Genomic DNA, 17,766 nt, shown 5'->3' with positions numbered 1-17,766 from the left:
TTCTGGAACGGCTTTCGCATCCGCCCACCCCGAACGGCGATCGCAGGAACCGCTTTTCCCTCCCCCCTCTGCGGGGGAGGGTAGCCCGCGAAGCGGGTCGGGAGAGGGGAGCGACGATGCCGGATCCGGCGCTCCCCTTTCCCGCCCCTCGCTCACGCGATGCCCACCCTCCCCCGCACCCAAGTCGGGCCTGCCCGACTTGGGCAGACAGGGTGCGGATCTCGGGCAGGCCCGAGATCCGTCGGGGGGAGGGAAGGCGCGCGGGCTCTTCGGCAGGGAAGAGGAGGTGGGGAGAGGCGCGACCGCTCCCGACCGCTCCCGACCCACGCCCGAACCGGACGACGCGTCCGACGCCATCCCCGCGCTCTGCGCTGCCGCGGATGCCCTCGGCGTGACGTCCCTGCGCGGGCCGTTGCTCGCCGTGCGGATCGCCCGGCTGATCGCCGCCCGCGACGGACGGGATGGGCTCGCGGAACGAGATCTCGTCGAGGCAGCAGCCCTCGTGCTCGGCCCGCGGGCGACGCGGATGCCGGTTCCCGAGCAACCCGCCGAAGCCTCCGAACCGCCCCCCGACGATCGCGGATCGCCGCAGGGGGAGAACCCGCCGGAGCCCGACGGGGACGCGGCGGGCACGGAGCAGCAGGCCGAATCGCCGAATCTCGACGACGTCGTGCTCGCGGCGGCACGCGCGGCGATCCCGCCCGGCCTGCTCGCGGCGTTGGCCGCCGGGCAGGCGCCTGCGCGCGGCGGCAAGGCGGGAAGGGCCGGGGCCGCCGCCTCCGCCGCGCGGCAGGGCCGGCCGATCGGCGCGCGCGCCGGCGACCCGCGCCGCGGGCGCCTGGCGCTGCTGGCGACCCTGCGCGCCGCCGCCCCGTGGCAGGCCCTCCGGCGATCCGAAGCCGGAGCGGGCGACGCCCGGGCGATCCTGGTGCGGCCGGAGGATTTTCGGATCACGCGCTTTCGCCAGCGGACCGAGAGCACGACGATCTTCGCGGTCGACGCCTCCGGCTCGGCGGCGATCGAGCGGCTCGCCGAGGCGAAGGGGGCGGTCGAGCTGCTGCTGGCCGAGGCCTATGTCCGCCGCGACCGGGTGGCGCTCGTCGCCTTCCGCGGCCGGGCGGCCGAGCTCGTGCTGCCGCCGACCCGCTCGCTGGTGCGGGCCAAGCGCGGGCTGGCCGGGCTGCCCGGCGGCGGCGGCACGCCGCTGGCCGCGGGGCTCGATGCGGCGGCCGACGTGGCGCTCGCCGTCCGGCGCGGCGGCGGCACCCCGGTCGTCGTGCTGCTCACCGACGGGCGCGCCAACGTCGACCGCGCCGGCGCACCGGGCCGGCCGCGCGCCGCCGAGGACGCGCTCGCCGCGGCCCGGCGCTTCCGCGCGGCGGCGTTCTCCGCGATCCTGATCGACACCGCGCCGCGCCCGCAGGATTCGGCGCGCGCCCTGGCCGAGGCGATGGGCGCCCGCTATCTCCCGTTGCCGCAGGCCGACGCCCGCAAGCTCAGCGCCGCGGTGCGGGCGGCGGGCACGGCGGCGTGACGGCTCGCATCGGCAGGTCCTTCAGGAAACCAGGTCCTTCAGGAAACCATGACACGCATGTCCGAGGACCGCCCGGACTGGGAGCGCGACGGTCGCGACTGGCCGCATCGCGACGCCAGCCGCTTCGTCGAGGCTTCCGGCCTGCGCTGGCACGTGCAGGCGATGGGGTCGGCCGACGCTCCCGTGCTGCTCCTCGTCCACGGGACGGGCGCGGCGACGCATTCCTGGCGCGGGCTGATGCCGGCCTTGGCCGGGCGCTTCCGCGTGATCGCGCCGGACCTGCCCGGCCACGGCTTCACCGATCCGCTGCCGGCCGGCCGCCTGTCGCTTCCCGGCATGGCGTCCGCCCTGGCCGACCTGACGAGGCAGCTCGGCGTGAGGCCGGTCGTGGCGGTCGGCCATTCGGCGGGCGCCGCGATCCTGGCCCGGACCTGCCTCGACGCGCGGCTATCGCCGAGGCTGCTGGTGGCGCTGAACGGCGCCCTCAAGCCGTTCCCAGGTCTTGCCTCGATCCTGTTCCCAAGCATGGCGCGGATGCTGTTCCTCAATCGGATGACGCCGAAGATCTTCGCCTGGACGGCGGACCGCGCCGCGGTGCAGCGGCTGATCCAGGGCACCGGCTCGCGCATCGACCCCGTCGGGCTCGACCTCTATCGCCGCCTGTTCCGGAAGCCCGCCCACGTCGCCGGAGCGCTCGGCATGATGGCGAACTGGAACCTCGACGCCCTCGACCGCGCGCTGCCGCGGCTCGGCGTCCGCACGCTGCTCGTCGTCGGCTCCGACGACAAGGCGATCGCGCCCGACACCGCCTTCGCGGTGCGCGACCGCCTGCCCGATGCCCGCGTCGAGCTGATGCGCGGCCTCGGCCACCTCGCGCACGAGGAAGCGCCCGAGCGCGTCGCCGCGGCGATCCTCGCGGAGTTCGACGCCCTGACCGCAGCCGAGGCGCCGCGGTCCGCCTGTGCCTCAGAAAGGCCCTTGCCTGAGGTCGGCAATCGACCTTAGTGTCAAACCATGTTGACACTCGATGCGTTGGTACCGTTGACACATGCGGATCGCCGGCCCCACGCCGTCGTCGTGGGCAGCGGCTTCGGCGGGCTCGCCGCCGCGATCCGCCTCGGTGCCCGCGGCTACCGGGTCACGGTGCTGGAACGGCTCGACAAGCCGGGCGGGCGGGCCCGCGTCCACCGGCAGGACGGCTTCACCTTCGACGCCGGCCCGACCATCGTTACCGCGCCGTTCCTGTTCGAGGAACTGTGGACGCTGTGCGGGCGGCGCATGGCGGACGACGTCACCCTGGTGCCGATGCGGCCCTACTACCGCATCCGGTTCGACGACGGCGCCACCTTCGACTATTCCGGCGACCTGGCCGCCATGCGGGCGGAGGTCGCCAAGTTCTCGCCCGCCGACGTCGCCGGCTACGAGCGCTTCATGGCGCAGAGCGAGGCCATCTTCCGCGTCGGCTTCGAAGAGCTCGGCCACGTGCCCTTCGGCCGCATCCGGGACATGCTGCGGATCGCGCCGGACCTCGTGCGGCTCGGCGGCCACCGCAGCGTCTACGACGTGGTGGCGAAGTACATCCGCGACGAGCGCCTGCGGACCATCTTCAGCTTCCACCCGCTGCTGATCGGCGGCAGCCCGTTCCGGGCGAGCGCAATCTACTGCCTGATCGCCCATCTCGAGCGGCGCTGGGGCGTGCACTTCGCCATGGGCGGCACCGGCCGCCTCGTCAACGGCCTCGTCGGCCTGATCGCGGGGCAGGGGGGCGCCCTGCACTGCGACGCGGAGGTCGCCGAGATCACCGTCGCCCGCGGCGCGGCCACCGGCGTGCGCCTGGCCGACGGCACGACGATCGCCGCCGACATCGTCGTCTCGAACGCCGATTCCGCCCACACCTACCGCAATCTGGTCCCGGCATCGGCCAGACGGCGCTGGACCGATCGCAAGGTCGACAAGGCCCATTCCTCCATGGGCCTGTTCGTCTGGTACTTCGGAACGAAGCGGAAATATCCGGACGTCGCCCACCACACCATCCTGATGGGGCCGCGCTACCGCGCGCTGATCGACGACATCTTCCACAGGAAGCACCTCGCCGACGACTTCTCGCTCTATCTCCACCGGCCGACCGAGACCGACCCGATGCTGGCGCCGCCGGGATGCGACGCGTTCTACGTGCTCTCGCCGGTGCCGAACCTCGCCGGCGGCCAGGATTGGGCGGCGCTCGCCGAGCCCTACCGCCGGCTCATCGAGGCGTCCCTCGAGGCGACCGTGCTGCCGGGCCTCTCGGCCGAGCTCATCACCTCGAAGGTGACGACGCCGCAGGATTTCCGCGACGATTTCCTGAGCTTCCGCGGCTCCGGCTTCGGGCTGGAGCCGGTGCTGACGCAATCGGCGTGGTTCCGTCCGCACAACGCGTCGGAAGACGTGCGCAACCTGTTCCTCGTCGGCGCCGGAACCCATCCCGGCGCCGGCCTGCCCGGCGTCCTGTCCACGGCCCGCGTCCTCGATACGGTGGTTCCCGATGCGCGCGTCTTCGCCTGAGTCGCTTCCGGCCGCGTTCCTGGCCGCCCTGCGCCCGGCCTCGTCGCACGCGTCGGAGGCCGACCACGCCGCCTGCCGCGCCGCGATCCGGGCGGGGTCGCGCAGCTTCTACGCCGCCGCACACCTGCTGCTGCCGCGCGTCCGGCGCGCGGCCTACGGGCTCTACGCCTTCTGCCGGTTGTCGGACGATCTCGTCGACGACGCGGAGGCCGGCGCGGCGCCCGGGGCGGTGCTTCGGCTCGATGCGCGGCTCGCGCGCATCCATGCCGGCCACCCCGCCGACCATGCCGCCGACCGGGCGCTCGCCGACGTCGTCGCCGACCACGCGATCCCGCAGGCGCTGCCGGCGGCGTTGCTCGAAGGCCTCGCCTGGGACTCCGAAGGGCGGCGCTACGCGACCTTGAGCGCGCTCTGCGCCTACGCCGCCCGCGTCGCGGCCTCCGTCGGCGCGACGATGACGCTGATCATGGGCGTGCGCGATGCCGACGTGCTGGCGCGGGCCTGCGACCTCGGCGTGGCGATGCAGCTCACCAACATCGCCCGCGACGTCGGCGAGGATGCGCGGGCCGGCCGCCTCTACCTGCCGCTCGACTGGCTCGACGAGGCCGGCATCGATCCGGACGCGTTCCTGGCCGAGCCGGTCGCGACGGACGCGCTGCGCGACGTGGTCGCCCGGCTGCTCGCCGCCGCGGACGTGCTCTACGCCCGCTCGGAGGCCGGCATCGGCAGCCTGCCGCTCGCCTGCCGTCCGGCGATCCGGGCCGCGCGCCTGATCTATGCCGAGATCGGTGCGGAGATCGCCCGGAACGGGTTCGACAGCGTCACCCGGCGCGCCCGCGTCGGGGCGGGGCGCAAGCTGCAGCTGCTCGCCCGCGCCGCGCTGCCGCTCGGTGGCGGCACCGAGCGCGACGCGCCGAGCCTGCCCGAGACCGCCTACCTCATCGAGGCCGTGCCGACGCGCACGCCCTTGGCCCGCCCCTGGTGGGACATCCCGGGCCAGGCGGTACGGGTGCTCGAGATGATCGAGGCGTTGCGCGAGCGTGAGGCGACGGGGCGCGAGCCGGCGTGAGCGACCCGCTCTTCGCCGCCTTCGACATCGGGCTGGTCTTCGCGCTCGCCCTCGGGCTGGCGATCTGGCAGCTCGTCGCGCTCAGGCGCGGCATCCGGCGGGACCGCGCGGCGGCGAAGGTGGACCGCGGAGAATAGCTCCAGGAGAGTTCCGACCTGCGCATTTCCCTCCCCCTCTGCGGGGGAGGAAAGAAGGCCCGTTCACGCCATCGACGTCAGGATGCCCGGCCGGCGGCCGTTCCGCCGAGGTGGAACACCCGGTGGGGCACCAGCTCGCCGCGCTCGACGTCGCCCACCGCGACGAGGATGCCGCCGCAGGTCGCGAAGATCTTGCCCTCGACCGGCGCGTCGCGGCCGCGCAGGATCACCGACTGGCCGCGCATCAGGCGCATCGCCATATCGCGCGAGACCGAGACGGAGGGGATCGCGTCGAGGGCGGTCTCGACCGGCATCAGGTGGGCGAGGCTGCCCTCGGGCCCGGCGGCGTCGAGCCCGGCGACGTTGCAGGAATCGGCCTCCGCGAACGGCCCGACCCGGGTGCGGCGCAGGGCCGAGACGTGGCCGCGGCAGCCGAGCATGCGCCCGAGGTCGCGCGCGAGCGCCCGGACGTAGGTGCCCTTGCCGCACTCGGCCTCGATCACCGTGCGGTCGGTCTCGTGCTCGACCACCGCGAGGCGATCGATCTGGACGGGACGCGCCACCAGCTCGACCACCTCGCCGTCGCGGGCGAGGTCGTAGGCGCGCTCGCCCTGGATCTTGATCGCCGAGTAGCGCGGCGGCACCTGCTCGATCGCGCCGACGAAGCTCGGCAGGGCGGCCTCGACCGCCGCGCGGGTCGGGCGGTCCTCGCTCGTCGCCACCGGGCGGCCCTCGGCGTCGTCGGTGTCGGTCTCGATGCCCCAGCTCACGGTGAAGCGGTAGGCCTTGCGGCCGTCCATCACGAAGGGGACGGTCTTGGTGGCCTCGCCGAGCGCGATCGGCAGGATCCCGGATGCCAGCGGATCGAGGGTGCCGGCATGCCCCGCCTTCTTGGCGTTGAAGGCGCGCTTCACCACCGCGACCGCGTGCGTCGAGGTCATGCCGACGCCCTTGTCGAGGATGACCCAGCCCGACACGTCGCGCTTCTTCGGCCGGTCGGGCCGCGGACCGCCGCGGGACGGGCGACGGCCCTCCTCGCTGCGGCGCTCGCCCGAAGACGGCATCTCGGGCGCGGAGACCGGATGCTCGGAGGTCGGGACGTCGTTCATGGAAACCTCGGTCGGCATCATGCTTTTTTACGTCAATCGGCGAAACGGAATCTGGATCGGTGCGCGCCCGCCTGCCGGTGCCGCGCCGCGATGGCGTCTTCGATCGGGTGGGGGCCGACCCTCACGGGCGCCCCCACCCGACCTCCGCGTCGTCCTCGTCCGGCACTCCCTTGTCGAGGTCGCGCTGGACGCGCTCGTTGCGCAGCAGCGCGTCGATCCGCGCGGCCTCGTCGAACGTGTCGTCGCGCAGGAAGCGCAGCTCGGGGGCGAATTTGAGGTTCACCCGCCGGGCCACCTCCTGCCGGAGCGCCTTGCGGTTGCGCTCGAGCGCGGCGATCACCGGCGCCTCGTCCATGCCGCCGAGCGGCATCACGTAGGCGGTGGCGAGCTTGAGGTCGGGCGACATCCGAACTTCCGGCACGGTCACCACGTGGGTGCCGAGGACCGGATCCTGGATGTCGCCGCGCTGGAGCACCTCGGCCAGCGCGTGGCGCACGAGCTCGGCGACGCGCTGCTGGCGCTGGGTGGGGCCGTTCGGGTTGGGTTTCTGAGCCATGGTCTTCTGCGGTCCGGCACCGGGTCGTCGAGCAGACGAGGCAGGACTGGAGTACGAAAAAAGACGGCCGCGGCAGGAGCCGCGGCCGCCGTGTCGATGCGCTGTCGAACGCGATCAGAGCGTGCGGCGGATCTCTTCGACCCGGTAGCACTCGATGGTGTCGCCGGCGCGCATGTTCTCGAAGTTCTCGAACGCCATGCCGCAATCCTGGCCCGACGTGACTTCCTTCACGTCGTCCTTGAAGCGCTTCAGGGTCGAGAGCTTGCCCTCGTGGATCACCACGCTGTCGCGGATCAGGCGGACATGGGCGCCGCGCTGGACCACGCCGTCGGAGACGCGGCAACCGGCGACCTTGCCGACCTTCGAGACCTCGAAGATCTCCTGGATGAAGGCTTCGCCCAGGCGCTCCTCGCGGAGCGTCGGAGGCAGCATGCCCGACAGGGTCGCTTTGATGTCGTCCACGAGGTCGTAGATGATGTTGTAGTAGCGGATCTCGACGTCGTTGCGCTCGGCGAGCTCCCGCGCTTCCTTGTGGGCGCGGATGTTGAAGCCGATCACCACCGCCTTCGAGGCGGTCGCGAGGGTCACGTCCGACTCGGTGATGCCGCCGACGCCGGCGAGCAGGATCCGGGCCGAGACCTCGTCGTTGCCGAGCTTCTCCAACGCGCCCGAGATCGCCTCGACCGAGCCCTGCACGTCGCCCTTGATGATGACGGGCAGCTCCTTGCGGCCGGCGCCTTCCTTCAGGTCGCGCATCATGTCGACGAGCGAGCGATTGGCGCCGCCGGTGCGGGCGTTCTGGCGCTCGCGCTTCGTCCGGGCACGATACTCCGTGACCTCGCGGGCGCGGGCCTCGCTTGGCACCACGATCACGCGGTCGCCGGCATCCGGCGTGCCGTTGAAGCCGAGGACCTCCACCGGGACCGACGGTCCCGCGTACTGGATGTTCTCGCCCTGGTCGTCGATGAGCGCGCGGACGCGGCCCCATTCGGCGCCGGCGACGACGATGTCGCCGGTGAACAGTGTGCCGCGCTGCACCAGCACGGTCGCGACGGGGCCGCGGCCGCGATCGAGCTTGGCCTCGATGACCGTGCCCTCGCCGTCGCGCTTCTCGTTGGCGCGCAGGTTCATGATCTCGGCCTGCAGCTGCAGGCCCTCGAGCAGGTCGGGCAGGCCGTCGCCGGTCTTGGCCGAAACTTCGAACTCCAGCGTCTCGCCGCCCATCGACTCGACCTGGATGTCGTGCTGGAGCAGCTCGGTGCGGACCCGCTGCGGGTTCGCCTCGGGCTTGTCGATCTTGTTGATCGCCAGGATCAGCGGAACGCCCGCCGCCTTGGCGTGCTGGATCGCCTCGATCGTCTGGGGCATCACACCGTCGTCGGCCGCCACCACGAGCACGACGATGTCCGTCACCTTGGCGCCGCGGGCGCGCATGGAGGTGAAGGCCGCGTGGCCGGGGGTGTCGATGAAGGTGATCATGTCGCCCGACGGCGACGCGACCTGGTAGGCGCCGATGTGCTGGGTGATGCCGCCAGCCTCGCCCTCGACCACGTTCTCCTTGCGGATCGCGTCGAGGAGCGACGTCTTGCCGTGGTCGACGTGGCCCATGATCGTGACGACCGGAGGACGGGGATCGAGATCCTCGTCGAGATCCGGCTCGTCGGAGGTCAGGCCCTCTTCCACGTCCGACTCGGCGACGCGGCGCACGGTGTGGCCCATCTCCTCGGCGATGAGCTGCGCCGAATCCGAATCGATCACGTCGGTGATCTTGTGGATCTCGCCCTGCTTCATCAACAGGCGGATCACGTCGACCGCCCGCTCCGACATGCGGTTGGCGAGCTCCTGGATCGTGATCGTCTCCGGGATCGTCACCTCACGCGACAGCTTCTCCTTCTGCTCGACCTGCCGGCTTCCGCTCATGCGCTGCTGGCGACGGCGGAAGGAGGCGATCGAGCGGGTGCGCTCGTCCTCGCCGGACGTCGCGGTCGCGATGGTCAGGCGGCCGCGGTTGCGGTCGCCGCCGGGCTGCTTGGGCGTCTTCGGCGGCGTGATGATCTTCAGCGGCATGCCGGGACGGCGGATGACGCGCTTGGTCTCGCTCTCGTCCTCGTTCGCCGCCGGGCGGCCGGCCGGACGCGCAGCGGTCCCCGCGGGCCGTGCCGCGGTGGTCGGGCTCGCGCTCTTCTCGGGCTCGGGCGCCGGGGCGGGGCGCGCCATGAAGTTCAGGTTCTGCGGCTTGCGCACGTCCGCGGTGATGGTCTTGCGCGGCTCGGCCGGGGTCGGACGCGCGGTCAGCGGCGGCCGTGCGGCGGCCGGCGCAGGACGCGCGGCCCCGGCGGCGGGACGCGCCGCCTGCGGAGCGACAGGCGTCGCAGCCGCGGCCGGACGCGGAGCCGGTGCGGGCTTGGCGGCCGCGGGCGCAGCGGCAACCGGAGCGGCCGCGGGCGCGGCGACCTGATCGGAAGCTTGCGCCGGCGCGGCGGCAGGCTCGGGCGCCTTGGCCGGCGCCGCCTCGGCGGCGGCACGCGCCTCGGCGGCGGCGGCAGCGGCTTCGGCGGCGCGCTGCTTCTCCTCCTCCTGACGACGCGCCTCCTCGGCGCGCTTGGCGGCGGCGGCAGCCTCGCGCTCGCGCTCCTCGGCTGCGGCCTGGGCGCGCTGCGCCTCGGCGGCGGCCTCGGCCTGGCGGCGGGCTTCCTGCTCGCGGCGCTGCGCGTCGGCGAGCGCTGCGGCGCGCGCCGAGCTTTCCTGCTCGCTCAGCGTGCGCAGCACGACGCCGGACGCGGACCGCTGCGCCGGGCGCGGGGCGACCGGCGGCGGAGGCGGGGCGACCCGTGTCGGGGCCGCGATGGGGGCGACGGGCGCCGGCGCCGCGCCGATGACGCGGCGCTTCACCGTCTCGACCACGACCTGCTTGGAGCGGCCGTGGGAGAAGCTCTGGCGCACGGTCCCCTGTTCGATCGGACGCTTCAAGGAAAGCGGCTTCGCAGGAGTCTTGCTCAGAGTCTTGTCGCCCGGATTATTCGTATCGCTCATTCAGCCTGAACCCTGAGGGTTTCCATCGTCGCGTGAACCGGCAACCCGCGGAGCGCCGGCCTGATCCGTCACGGCATCGTCTTGCAGAGGGGGAGCATCCCCGCCGTATCCGGCGGATCCGCGCTCCTCGATCGCCGCGGCGACGCCCTCGAAGGAGCGTAGCCGACGCCAACGCGCCAGGCAGCCGGCGGCCCCGACTCCTGCGACGAGCGCAGCGTGTATCACATGATCCCGACCCAAGGCCATGTCCAATTCGTCTTCGGACAAGTCGTCAACGATCGGTATGCGGGATATGGCATCGCCGTGCCGCCGGTGCAATGCCGCCGCGATCTTGCGGCGACCGTCGGGCGCGGCGTCCGACGCATGGATCACGGCAGCGACGCGCGGCTGCGCGCCGATCGCCGCCTCGACCTTGGTGAAGCCGGTCACGATGCAGCCGGCCTTGTTGGCCAGCGCGATCGCCTGCCGCAGGTCGGCCCGCAACCCCTCGGCGATCCGGTCGGGCAGGTCGGCGAAGGCTGTCGCGCCTTGCGTCTTGAACGCCCGGTTGAACGCCCGCTTCCTCACGGCCGTCGCGACGTCCTCGCGGCGCGCGCTGACCCAGGCGCCGCGGCCGGGAAGCCGGGCGCGCAGGTCCGGCACGACGGCGCCGTCCGGCCCGAGGACGAAGCGGATCATCGCGTCGGGCGCCTGCGCGGTGCGCGTGACGATGCAGGTGCGCAGCGCGCCCTGTCGGCCACGATTCGGCCCGGCATCAAGGACGACGTCCTCGATGCCCTCGTCAGCCGGCGGCTGAGCGGCCTGAATCATCGCCCGACCTCGCGTCGTCAGTTGGCCTCGGCCTCGGCGGGCTCCGCCGCGTCCTCGGTCGCCTCGGGCTCGGGCAGCGCCTCGATCCAGCCGGCGCGAAGGCGGGCGGCCATGATCATGGCCTCGGCCTCGGCGCGCGAGACCTCGAAGCCGTCGAGGTAGCCGGCGTGGCGCTTGGCCTCCGGCCCGCGGCCCTCGGTGTAGCCGACGAGGTCGTCGGTGGCGCAGCCGGCCAGATCCTCGATCGTCTTCACGTCGTTCTCGCCGAGCGAGACCAGCATCGGCGTGGTCAGGCCGTCGATCTCGCGCAGCTCGTCCTGCACGCCGAGCTCGGTGCGGCGGTCGTCGTGCTCCTGCTCGATCCGGGCGAGGTGATCCTGGGCGCGGGCCTGGATCTCGGCGCCGGTCTCCTCGTCGAGGCCCTGGATCGAGGACAGCTCCTGGATGTCGACGTAGGCGATCTCCTCGACGTTGCGGAAGCCTTCCGCCGCGAGCAGCTGGCCGACGGTCTCGTCGACGTCGAGCGCGCCCATGAACACGGTGGTGCGCTCGGCGAACTCCTTCTGGCGGCGCTCGCTCTCCTCGGCCTCGGTCAGGATGTCGATGTCCCAGCCGGTGAGCTGCGAGGCCAGGCGCACGTTCTGGCCGCGGCGCCCGATGGCGAGCGAGAGCTGGTCGTCGGGCACCACCACCTCGATGCGGTCGGCCTCCTCGTCGAGCACCACCTTGACGACCTCGGCCGGCTGCAGCGCGTTGACGATGAAGGTCGCCTGGTCCTCCGACCACGGGATGATGTCGATCTTCTCGCCCTGGAGCTCGCCGACCACCGCCTGGACGCGCGAGCCGCGCATGCCGACGCAGGCGCCGACCGGATCGATCGAGCCGTCGCGCGAGATCACCGCGATCTTGGCGCGCGAGCCCGGATCGCGGGCGACCGCCTTCACCTCGACGATGCCGTCGTAGATCTCCGGCACTTCCTGGCCGAAGAGCTTGGCCATGAACTGCGGATGCGAGCGCGACAGGAAGATCTGCGGCCCGCGCACCTCGCGGCGCACGTCGAACAGGTACGAGCGGATGCGGTCGCCGGGGCGGAAGGTCTCGCGCGGGATCATCTCGTCGCGCCGGACGATGCCCTCGCCGCGGCCGAGGTCGACGATGACGTTGCCGTACTCGACGCGCTTGACGAGGCCGTTCACGATCTCGCCGATGCGGTCCTTGTACTCGTCGAACTGGCGGTCGCGCTCGGCGTCGCGCACCTTCTGGACGATGACCTGCTTGGCCGACTGGGCCGCCACGCGGCCGAAATCGAACGGCGGCAGGGTGTCGGAGATCACGTCGCCGACGAGCGCGCCGGGATTGTAGCGCCGGGCCTGGTCGAGGGTGATCTCGCGGGCGTCGTTCTCGACGAGGTCGACCACGAGGAGGTGGCGGGAGAGCCGCAGCGCCCCGGTCTTGTTGTCGATCTCGGCGTGCACGTCGGTCTCGGCGCCGTAGCGCGAGCGGGCCGCCTTGGCGATCGCCTCCTCCATCGCGTCGATCACGATGGAGCGATCGATCACCTTCTCGCGGGCGACCGCGTCGGCGATCTGCAGGAGTTCGAGCCGGTTGGCGCTGACGACGGCCATCTGTGTCGGTCCTTCTCTTGGGGTGCCGCCCCGGTCGCCGCTTTGCAAGCGGGGCGGGCGGCGATGCTCTAGTGAAGCGAGTCGCGGTCCTTGAGGCGGGCCGCCTTGGTGGTCACGGGCTTCTTGGGCGCGTCCGAAGCGGGCTTCGGCTTGGCCGCCTTGGGCTTGGCGGAAGCCTTCTGCCGCTTCGGGAACGGCGCCGGCGGAAGGGCCGGGGCGTCTTCCGCCTCGTCGTCGTCGAGCGCCTCGTCGAGGTCCTGCACCGGGCCTCCGCCGCGCCGCAGCGACTCGCGCACGAGTTCGTCCGTGAGCACCAGATGCGCATCGGCGAGGTCGCGCAGCGGCAGCGAGACCCGGCTCGGCAGGCCTTCCTTGACGTCGGGCAGGTCGACCGGGACGGTGAGCGCCGTCGCGTCCGGCTCGCCGATGATCCCGCGGAAGCGCTTGCGGCCGCCGAGCGGCACGGCGAGCTCGATCTTGGCCTCGTAGCCGGCCCAGCGGGCGAAGTCGGAGACCCGGACCAGCGGACGGTCGATGCCGGGCGAGGAGATCTCGAGATAGTAGGCGATGCCGACCGGGTCATCGAGGTCGAGGATCGGCGAGATCGCGCGGCTTACGGTCTCGCACTCGTCGATGGACATCGAGCCGTCCGGCCGCTCGGCCATGATCTGCACGGTGCAGCCGTTCGCGCTCGACACCTTGACCCGCACGAGGCGGAAGCCGAGCCCCTCGATCGGACCCTCGATCACCTGCGCCACGCGCGCGGCGACGCCGGTCTCGCGGACCAGACGCTTCTCCGTCGGCTCAGCCGACGGCTCGGGCGAGGGGACGGCGGTCGGCTCTGACATGACTGCGCTCAGGATCGGGCTCGCTGATGGGGCGGCGCTCCGGAGGACAGGAGAGGGGCTTGCGGCAATAAAAAAGAGCGGACCCGGTGGGGCCCACTCCCGAACCGCAGCCTCGCGACTGCAACCAGAACTGATGAGGAACGATCTAGCGGGTGAACGCGAAGAATTCAAGCGTTTTCCGGCTGCGCGTCGCCTCGACCCGAAGCAGCCGGACGACCCGGGAATCGCTCGAGGAGCGATCCTGGACCGTGGAAGGGCCTCTGTGAGGTCGGATCGACGGTCGCTCAGGCCAGCCCCTCCTCGATGGGAAACGGCGTCGGCTCCCACCAGCGCTCGGCCTGGTGGAAGCGCGCCGCCTCGGCCTCCCAGCGGTGAAGGATCGCCGCGATGGCCGCGCGATCGCCGGTGCGGAGCGGTTCGACGATCTCGAGGATGCGGCGGCGGCGGCGCCGGTAGTCGGTGCAGCGGCCGGCCTTCTCCCAGGCCTCGATGGCGCGCTGCGTGCGCGCGCCGCGCTTGGGATAGTCGAGGATCTCCGGCGGCTCGTAATCGCCGTAGGTGTCGCTCTCGTACCACCGCCAGATCTGGCCCAGGAACTCGCGCGCCTCGTCCAGCGCGCCCTCCGCGAGCGCGATCGCCATGCGCTGCTCGTCGTGAACGTTACCGCGAGGGATGATATGGCTGCGGTAGAAGTCCAAATAGGCATGGTGGTCGAGGGCCATCGGGCGCAGCAGCGGCAGGACCTGCTCCTCGACCGCGCGCGTGAAGATGCGGCCGATTTCGGGATCTGCCCACGCGAAGTCCCCGACCGTGGCCGCCCAGGCGGCAAGCTGGGGAAATTCCGGCCTGCGCTCGTAATCGGGCTGGAGGAAGTAGTCCCGCGTGAAGGGGGCAGGTAGAGGCTCGCGTCGGAACCCCTCGGAAAAACTGCCGACATTCCAATCCCAGTTCGCGCCACTCCAGTACAAGGGCGCGATACTGAACCTGGGCCAAAATACATCGGCAGACCTGCCGCGATAGATGTAGATCTGCGCGATACAATGGCGGATCGGGCGGATCCAGATCGCATACGGTTTCACTTGGACCCAATCCGGATTGTGCTTCAGCACGTCCCGGAAAAGCCGAGCCAACTGCTTCTTGGTCGTCATCGCGACTCCCGCATCTGTATGACGATGATCCGCTGCGTTTTGGGGAACAGCATCTTGGCCCTGGTCGCGTAACGCACCGAATCGGACCAACCGAGGCCGCGAAGCCCCGTCTTGTAGTCGTAGACGCAGGCGACGGTCGGCTGTGGGCTATGAAACTGGTCGAGGCGGCTCGTGCCGGACTGACCATACAAGCCTTCGTCTCCAGTCTTGAGGATCGACAGCTCCGATTTGAAATCGGCGATGTTCTGGGCTTTTGCCCAACGATCCATCAGCACGTGGATCGCGGTGCCGATGGCTTGCGGCGTTCGATACGCGCCACTTTGTCGAACCGCCATGGCGACCGCGTCGAGCTGGGTCTGGATCTCACCGGTCTTCGGGCAGGCGGCGTCGAGGGATGCCTGGTCGAGCGGACCAACCCAGATCGCCGGCATGTGCTTGAAGTCCTCGGCGCCACGGAACTCGTGCGCCGTGGTGCCGAGGACGGTGCCGTAGCGACCCCGCTGCGCCGAAAGCGTCGCGAAGAGCGTGCCGGCGAGCTCGAGCGTCCGTAGGACCCGAACGGCCGCCAGGGCGAGCGGAACCGCCTGCAGGAAGGCGGGCTGCACCGTCGCGTCCGGCTCGGCGCCGTTCGCCGTGAAGGTGCTGCGCCCCAGGATCTCGCCGGAGACGCCGTCGCGGATCGTCTGCGTCGCCCCGAGGGTCTCGAAGACCCGGCTCTCGCCGTCCGGCGCGGTGACCGCGTGCTGCTCGTCGAAGTCGCGCCGGCCGGCGCGGATGCGGATCGAGAGGATGCGGGTGCCGTCGTCGAGACGGGTCTCCTCGCGGGTCTGCGTGGGCTCGGCTGCGGGCATCTGTGCCCATTGCGGCTTGATCAGCCGCAGCACGTCCGGATCGACGGCGTTCCCATCCCCACCGCCGCCGGCAATCCATTGCCCACCGTTAGGCTGACCGAAAGGAGCGCGCGGCTGGTCGGACCAATCCTTTCGCCGGAGTGCCTGCTCCAGGCGGAGCAGCTTCGTGTCGAGGGAGAGCCCGGCCAGAAGCCCCTTCAGTTGCCGGACCTCTTCACCGATCCTCGGTTGTCTGGCCATGGCATCGATCCGAATCGCCTTCGATGAGGATCATTTACCGGAACAAAGCGGGAATGTACAGTTTGTTTTCCTAATTTGAATTCGCTTATGGACTAAGCTCCGGGGCCGGATCGGCGTCGGGGGAGGGAGACACGAAAACCGGCACGGAGCCGACGCCGGTCCGGCTTTCGGGCGGCCATCCCTTGCGTCTCGACCTGGGCCGGGCGCCGGCGCCCGGTGCGCCGATCGGGCAGCGCCCGGACGGAACGCTGTGAGATCTGCCTCAGCGCGAGGCCGCCGCGTAGGACACGACCGGCGGGGTCAGCTGCGCGGTCCGTTCGGTCCGCGCCACGGCGACGATCCACACGGTCAGCACGATCGCGACGAGAAGGTCGCGCAGGCGCAGGCGTCGCGGCGTGGCAGGCGAATCCGGCATCGAATCGATCGGCTCCTCGAACGGGAGCGACATCGTGCGACGCGCATGTTTCTGCTTGATGTGGGAAATTCACCCACAGATTGGTATCGCAGCCTCGTCACCGCACGGGCAAGGCGAAGACGGTGAGCTGGCCGCCGAGCGCGGTATAATCCGACAGTGCCGCGTACCCGCCGACCGCGCCGGCGCCGTCCGCCGGGTCGGTGAGGCCGGCGGCCAGGCCGATCCCGGCCCAGCCGCCGACACCCGAGAGCACCGCCACGTACTGACGGCCGCCGTGCCGGTAGGTCATCACGTTGCCGACGATGCCCGACGGGGTCTTGAACCGGTAGAGTTCCTTGCCCGTCGCCGCGTCGACGGCCTTCAGGTAGCCCTCGAGCGTGCCGTAGAAGACCACGCCGCCGGCGGTGGCGAGGGCGCCCGACCAGACCGAGAACGGCTCGGGCAGGGACCATGCGATCCGCCCCGCGACGCCGTCCCAGGCGACGAACGCGCCGGTGCGGGACTCGCCCGGCGGCGGCTGCAGCCCGACGGTGGCGCCGACATAGGGCACGCCCGTCGTGTAGGTGACGTGGAACGGCTCGTAGCTCATGCAGATGTGGTTGGTGGGCACGTAGAACAGCCCCGTGCCGGGCGAGAACGCCGCCGGCTGCTGGTTCTTCGCCCCGATCGCGCCGGGGCAGATGCCGGTGGTGGTCTCGTCCTCGCCGGTCCGCTCGGGCGAGTAGCGTTCGGCGACGATCGGCCGGCCGTAGCCGGGGGACGCCCGGTCCATATCGACCTTGGAGGCCCAGTTGACGACCGGGTCGAACTTCTCGGCGACGAGGAGCTCGCCGGTGGCGCGGTTGAGGGTGTAGCCGAAGCCGTTGCGGTCGAAATGGGTCAGCAGCGGGGTCTCCTTGCCGCCGACCTTCTGATCCGTGAGGATCATCTCGTTGCTGCCGTCGTAGTCCCACTCGTCGTTGGGGGTCATCTGGTAGACCCACTTGGCCACGCCCGTGTCGGGGTTACGCGCCCAGATGGTCATCGACCAGCGGTTGTCGCCCGGACGCTGCTTGGGGTTCCAGGTCGAGGGGTTGCCCGAGCCGTAGTACATCAGGTCGAGCTTGGGGTCGTAGGAGAACCAGCCCCAGGTGCAGCCGCCGCCGGTCTTCCACTGGTCGCCTTCCCAGGTCTTGGTCGACGAGTCCTTGCCCACCGGCTTGCCGAGGTAGGTGGTCTTCTCCGGGTCGACCAGCATCTGGTCGTCCGGGCCGATCGAGTAGCCGCGCCAGACCTTCTTGCCGGTCTTGGCGTCGTAGGCGGTCACGTGGCACTGCACGCCGAACTCGCCGCCCGAGATGCCGACGATGATCTTGTCCTTCACCGGCAGGACCGTGGCGGTGTTGGTCTCGCCCTTCTTCGGGTCGCCGTTCACCACCGACCAGTTCACCTTGCCGGTCTTGGCGTCGAGCGACACCACCGTGGTGTCGGCCTGATGCAGGATGATCGCGTTGTCCGAGTAGGCCAGGCCGCGGTTGACCGTGTCACAGCACATCACCGGGATCACCGACGGGTCCTGCTTGGGCTCGTACTTCCACACGATCTTGGCCTCGTGGTCGAGGTCGAGCGCGTAGACGATGTTCGGGAACGGCGTGTGGACGTACATCATGTTGCCGACGACGAGCGGCGAGCCCTCGTGGCCGCGCAGAACGCCCGTCGAGAAGGTCCAGGCCACCTGGAGGTTCTTGACGTTGCCCGCGTTGATCTGGTCGAGCTTCGAATAGCGCGTGTTGGCGTAGTCGACCGTCTGCAGCACCTGCTCGGCCGGGTTCGCCAGATGCTTCATCAGATCGTCGTTCGCGATCGCCGGG

Annotated in this window: 14 protein-coding genes and 1 pseudogene; 5 read left to right on the top strand and 10 right to left on the bottom strand. The window is 71.2% G+C overall.

Annotation, left to right across the window (positions count from 1 at the left end; genetic code table 11):
* Window positions 1-343: 343 nt before the first annotated feature.
* From MKK64_RS00280 to MKK64_RS00260, 5 genes and pseudogenes are all read left to right on the top strand, one after another.
* Window positions 344-1,534, top strand: a pseudogene (locus MKK64_RS00280) (VWA domain-containing protein); the annotation flags it as partial.
* A gap of 48 nt (window positions 1,535-1,582) precedes the next feature.
* Window positions 1,583-2,539 (top strand): alpha/beta fold hydrolase BchO, encoded by a 957-nt coding sequence (gene bchO, locus MKK64_RS00275; protein WP_409567809.1) that lies wholly within the window; start codon window positions 1,583-1,585, stop codon window positions 2,537-2,539.
* Window positions 2,540-2,548: 9 nt separating this feature from the next.
* A complete protein-coding gene (locus tag MKK64_RS00270; RefSeq protein WP_243931678.1) occupies window positions 2,549-4,075 on the top strand; it encodes a phytoene desaturase in 1,527 nt (508 codons plus the stop codon).
* A complete protein-coding gene (locus MKK64_RS00265; protein WP_243931676.1) occupies window positions 4,056-5,144 on the top strand; it encodes a phytoene/squalene synthase family protein in 1,089 nt (362 codons plus the stop codon). Before MKK64_RS00270 ends, MKK64_RS00265 begins: the two co-directional genes overlap by 20 nt.
* Window positions 5,141-5,281: a hypothetical protein gene (locus MKK64_RS00260; RefSeq protein ID WP_187274966.1), complete on the top strand. Its 141-nt coding sequence runs from the start codon at window positions 5,141-5,143 to the stop codon at window positions 5,279-5,281. Before MKK64_RS00265 ends, MKK64_RS00260 begins: the two co-directional genes overlap by 4 nt.
* Before the next feature lie 77 nt (window positions 5,282-5,358).
* Here the strand turns inward: MKK64_RS00260 and truB are convergent, their stop codons facing one another.
* The 10 genes from truB to MKK64_RS00210 all read right to left on the bottom strand — a co-directional run.
* Complete coding sequence (truB, locus tag MKK64_RS00255; protein ID WP_147728626.1) at window positions 5,359-6,390, bottom strand: tRNA pseudouridine(55) synthase TruB; 1,032 nt, start codon at window positions 6,388-6,390, stop codon at window positions 5,359-5,361.
* 121 nt (window positions 6,391-6,511) lie between these two features.
* On the bottom strand, window positions 6,512-6,946 hold the full coding sequence (gene rbfA, locus MKK64_RS00250) for a 30S ribosome-binding factor RbfA (RefSeq protein ID WP_243931674.1): 435 nt from the start codon (window positions 6,944-6,946) through the stop codon (window positions 6,512-6,514).
* A 114-nt stretch (window positions 6,947-7,060) separates the two neighbouring features.
* Entirely contained in the window at window positions 7,061-9,979 is a 2,919-nt protein-coding gene (gene infB / locus MKK64_RS00245; RefSeq protein ID WP_243931673.1) for a translation initiation factor IF-2, read from the bottom strand.
* The gene (locus MKK64_RS00240; RefSeq protein WP_243931671.1) at window positions 9,980-10,789 is read right to left on the bottom strand and encodes an RNA-binding protein; all 810 of its coding nucleotides are present in this window, start codon (window positions 10,787-10,789) and stop codon (window positions 9,980-9,982) included.
* A 17-nt stretch (window positions 10,790-10,806) separates the two neighbouring features.
* Window positions 10,807-12,414 carry a transcription termination factor NusA gene (gene nusA / locus MKK64_RS00235; protein WP_147728245.1) on the bottom strand — a complete coding sequence of 536 codons (1,608 nt, stop codon included), beginning with the start codon at window positions 12,412-12,414 and terminating at the stop codon, window positions 10,807-10,809.
* Window positions 12,415-12,482: 68 nt separating this feature from the next.
* On the bottom strand, window positions 12,483-13,262 hold the full coding sequence (rimP, locus tag MKK64_RS00230; RefSeq protein WP_243931669.1) for a ribosome maturation factor RimP: 780 nt from the start codon (window positions 13,260-13,262) through the stop codon (window positions 12,483-12,485).
* A gap of 284 nt (window positions 13,263-13,546) precedes the next feature.
* A complete protein-coding gene (locus MKK64_RS00225) occupies window positions 13,547-14,410 on the bottom strand; it encodes a DUF615 domain-containing protein (RefSeq protein ID WP_147843910.1) in 864 nt (287 codons plus the stop codon).
* Window positions 14,407-15,501 (bottom strand): hypothetical protein, encoded by a 1,095-nt coding sequence (locus MKK64_RS00220; protein ID WP_243931667.1) that lies wholly within the window; start codon window positions 15,499-15,501, stop codon window positions 14,407-14,409. The genes MKK64_RS00225 and MKK64_RS00220 overlap by 4 nt, the downstream gene beginning before the upstream one ends.
* A gap of 262 nt (window positions 15,502-15,763) precedes the next feature.
* Window positions 15,764-15,916 carry a hypothetical protein gene (locus tag MKK64_RS00215; protein ID WP_243931665.1) on the bottom strand — a complete coding sequence of 51 codons (153 nt, stop codon included), beginning with the start codon at window positions 15,914-15,916 and terminating at the stop codon, window positions 15,764-15,766.
* Window positions 15,917-16,013: 97 nt separating this feature from the next.
* On the bottom strand, window positions 16,014-17,766 hold a 1,753-nt coding region (locus MKK64_RS00210), incomplete at its 5' end, for a methanol/ethanol family PQQ-dependent dehydrogenase (protein ID WP_243931663.1).

This window comes from Methylobacterium sp. E-025, assembly GCF_022829705.1.
GTDB lineage: Bacteria > Pseudomonadota > Alphaproteobacteria > Rhizobiales > Beijerinckiaceae > Methylobacterium.
This window is presented reverse-complemented; position numbering and strand designations above follow the sequence as displayed.

What these genes read in the sequence shown, in the direction of transcription:
- MKK64_RS00215 (WP_243931665.1), bottom strand. Translation starts at nt 15,916, where the DNA reads ATGCCGGATTCGCCTGCCACGCCGCGACGCCTGCGCCTGCGCGACCTT.
- bchO (WP_409567809.1), top strand. Translation starts at nt 1,583, where the DNA reads ATGACACGCATGTCCGAGGACCGCCCGGACTGGGAGCGCGACGGTCGC.
- MKK64_RS00270 (WP_243931678.1), top strand. Translation starts at nt 2,549, where the DNA reads ATGTTGACACTCGATGCGTTGGTACCGTTGACACATGCGGATCGCCGG.
- rimP (WP_243931669.1), bottom strand. Translation starts at nt 13,262, where the DNA reads ATGTCAGAGCCGACCGCCGTCCCCTCGCCCGAGCCGTCGGCTGAGCCG.
- MKK64_RS00225 (WP_147843910.1), bottom strand. Translation starts at nt 14,410, where the DNA reads ATGACGACCAAGAAGCAGTTGGCTCGGCTTTTCCGGGACGTGCTGAAG.
- nusA (WP_147728245.1), bottom strand. Translation starts at nt 12,414, where the DNA reads ATGGCCGTCGTCAGCGCCAACCGGCTCGAACTCCTGCAGATCGCCGAC.
- MKK64_RS00265 (WP_243931676.1), top strand. Translation starts at nt 4,056, where the DNA reads ATGCGCGCGTCTTCGCCTGAGTCGCTTCCGGCCGCGTTCCTGGCCGCC.
- MKK64_RS00220 (WP_243931667.1), bottom strand. Translation starts at nt 15,501, where the DNA reads ATGGCCAGACAACCGAGGATCGGTGAAGAGGTCCGGCAACTGAAGGGG.
- MKK64_RS00240 (WP_243931671.1), bottom strand. Translation starts at nt 10,789, where the DNA reads ATGATTCAGGCCGCTCAGCCGCCGGCTGACGAGGGCATCGAGGACGTC.
- rbfA (WP_243931674.1), bottom strand. Translation starts at nt 6,946, where the DNA reads ATGGCTCAGAAACCCAACCCGAACGGCCCCACCCAGCGCCAGCAGCGC.
- infB (WP_243931673.1), bottom strand. Translation starts at nt 9,979, where the DNA reads ATGAGCGATACGAATAATCCGGGCGACAAGACTCTGAGCAAGACTCCT.
- truB (WP_147728626.1), bottom strand. Translation starts at nt 6,390, where the DNA reads ATGAACGACGTCCCGACCTCCGAGCATCCGGTCTCCGCGCCCGAGATG.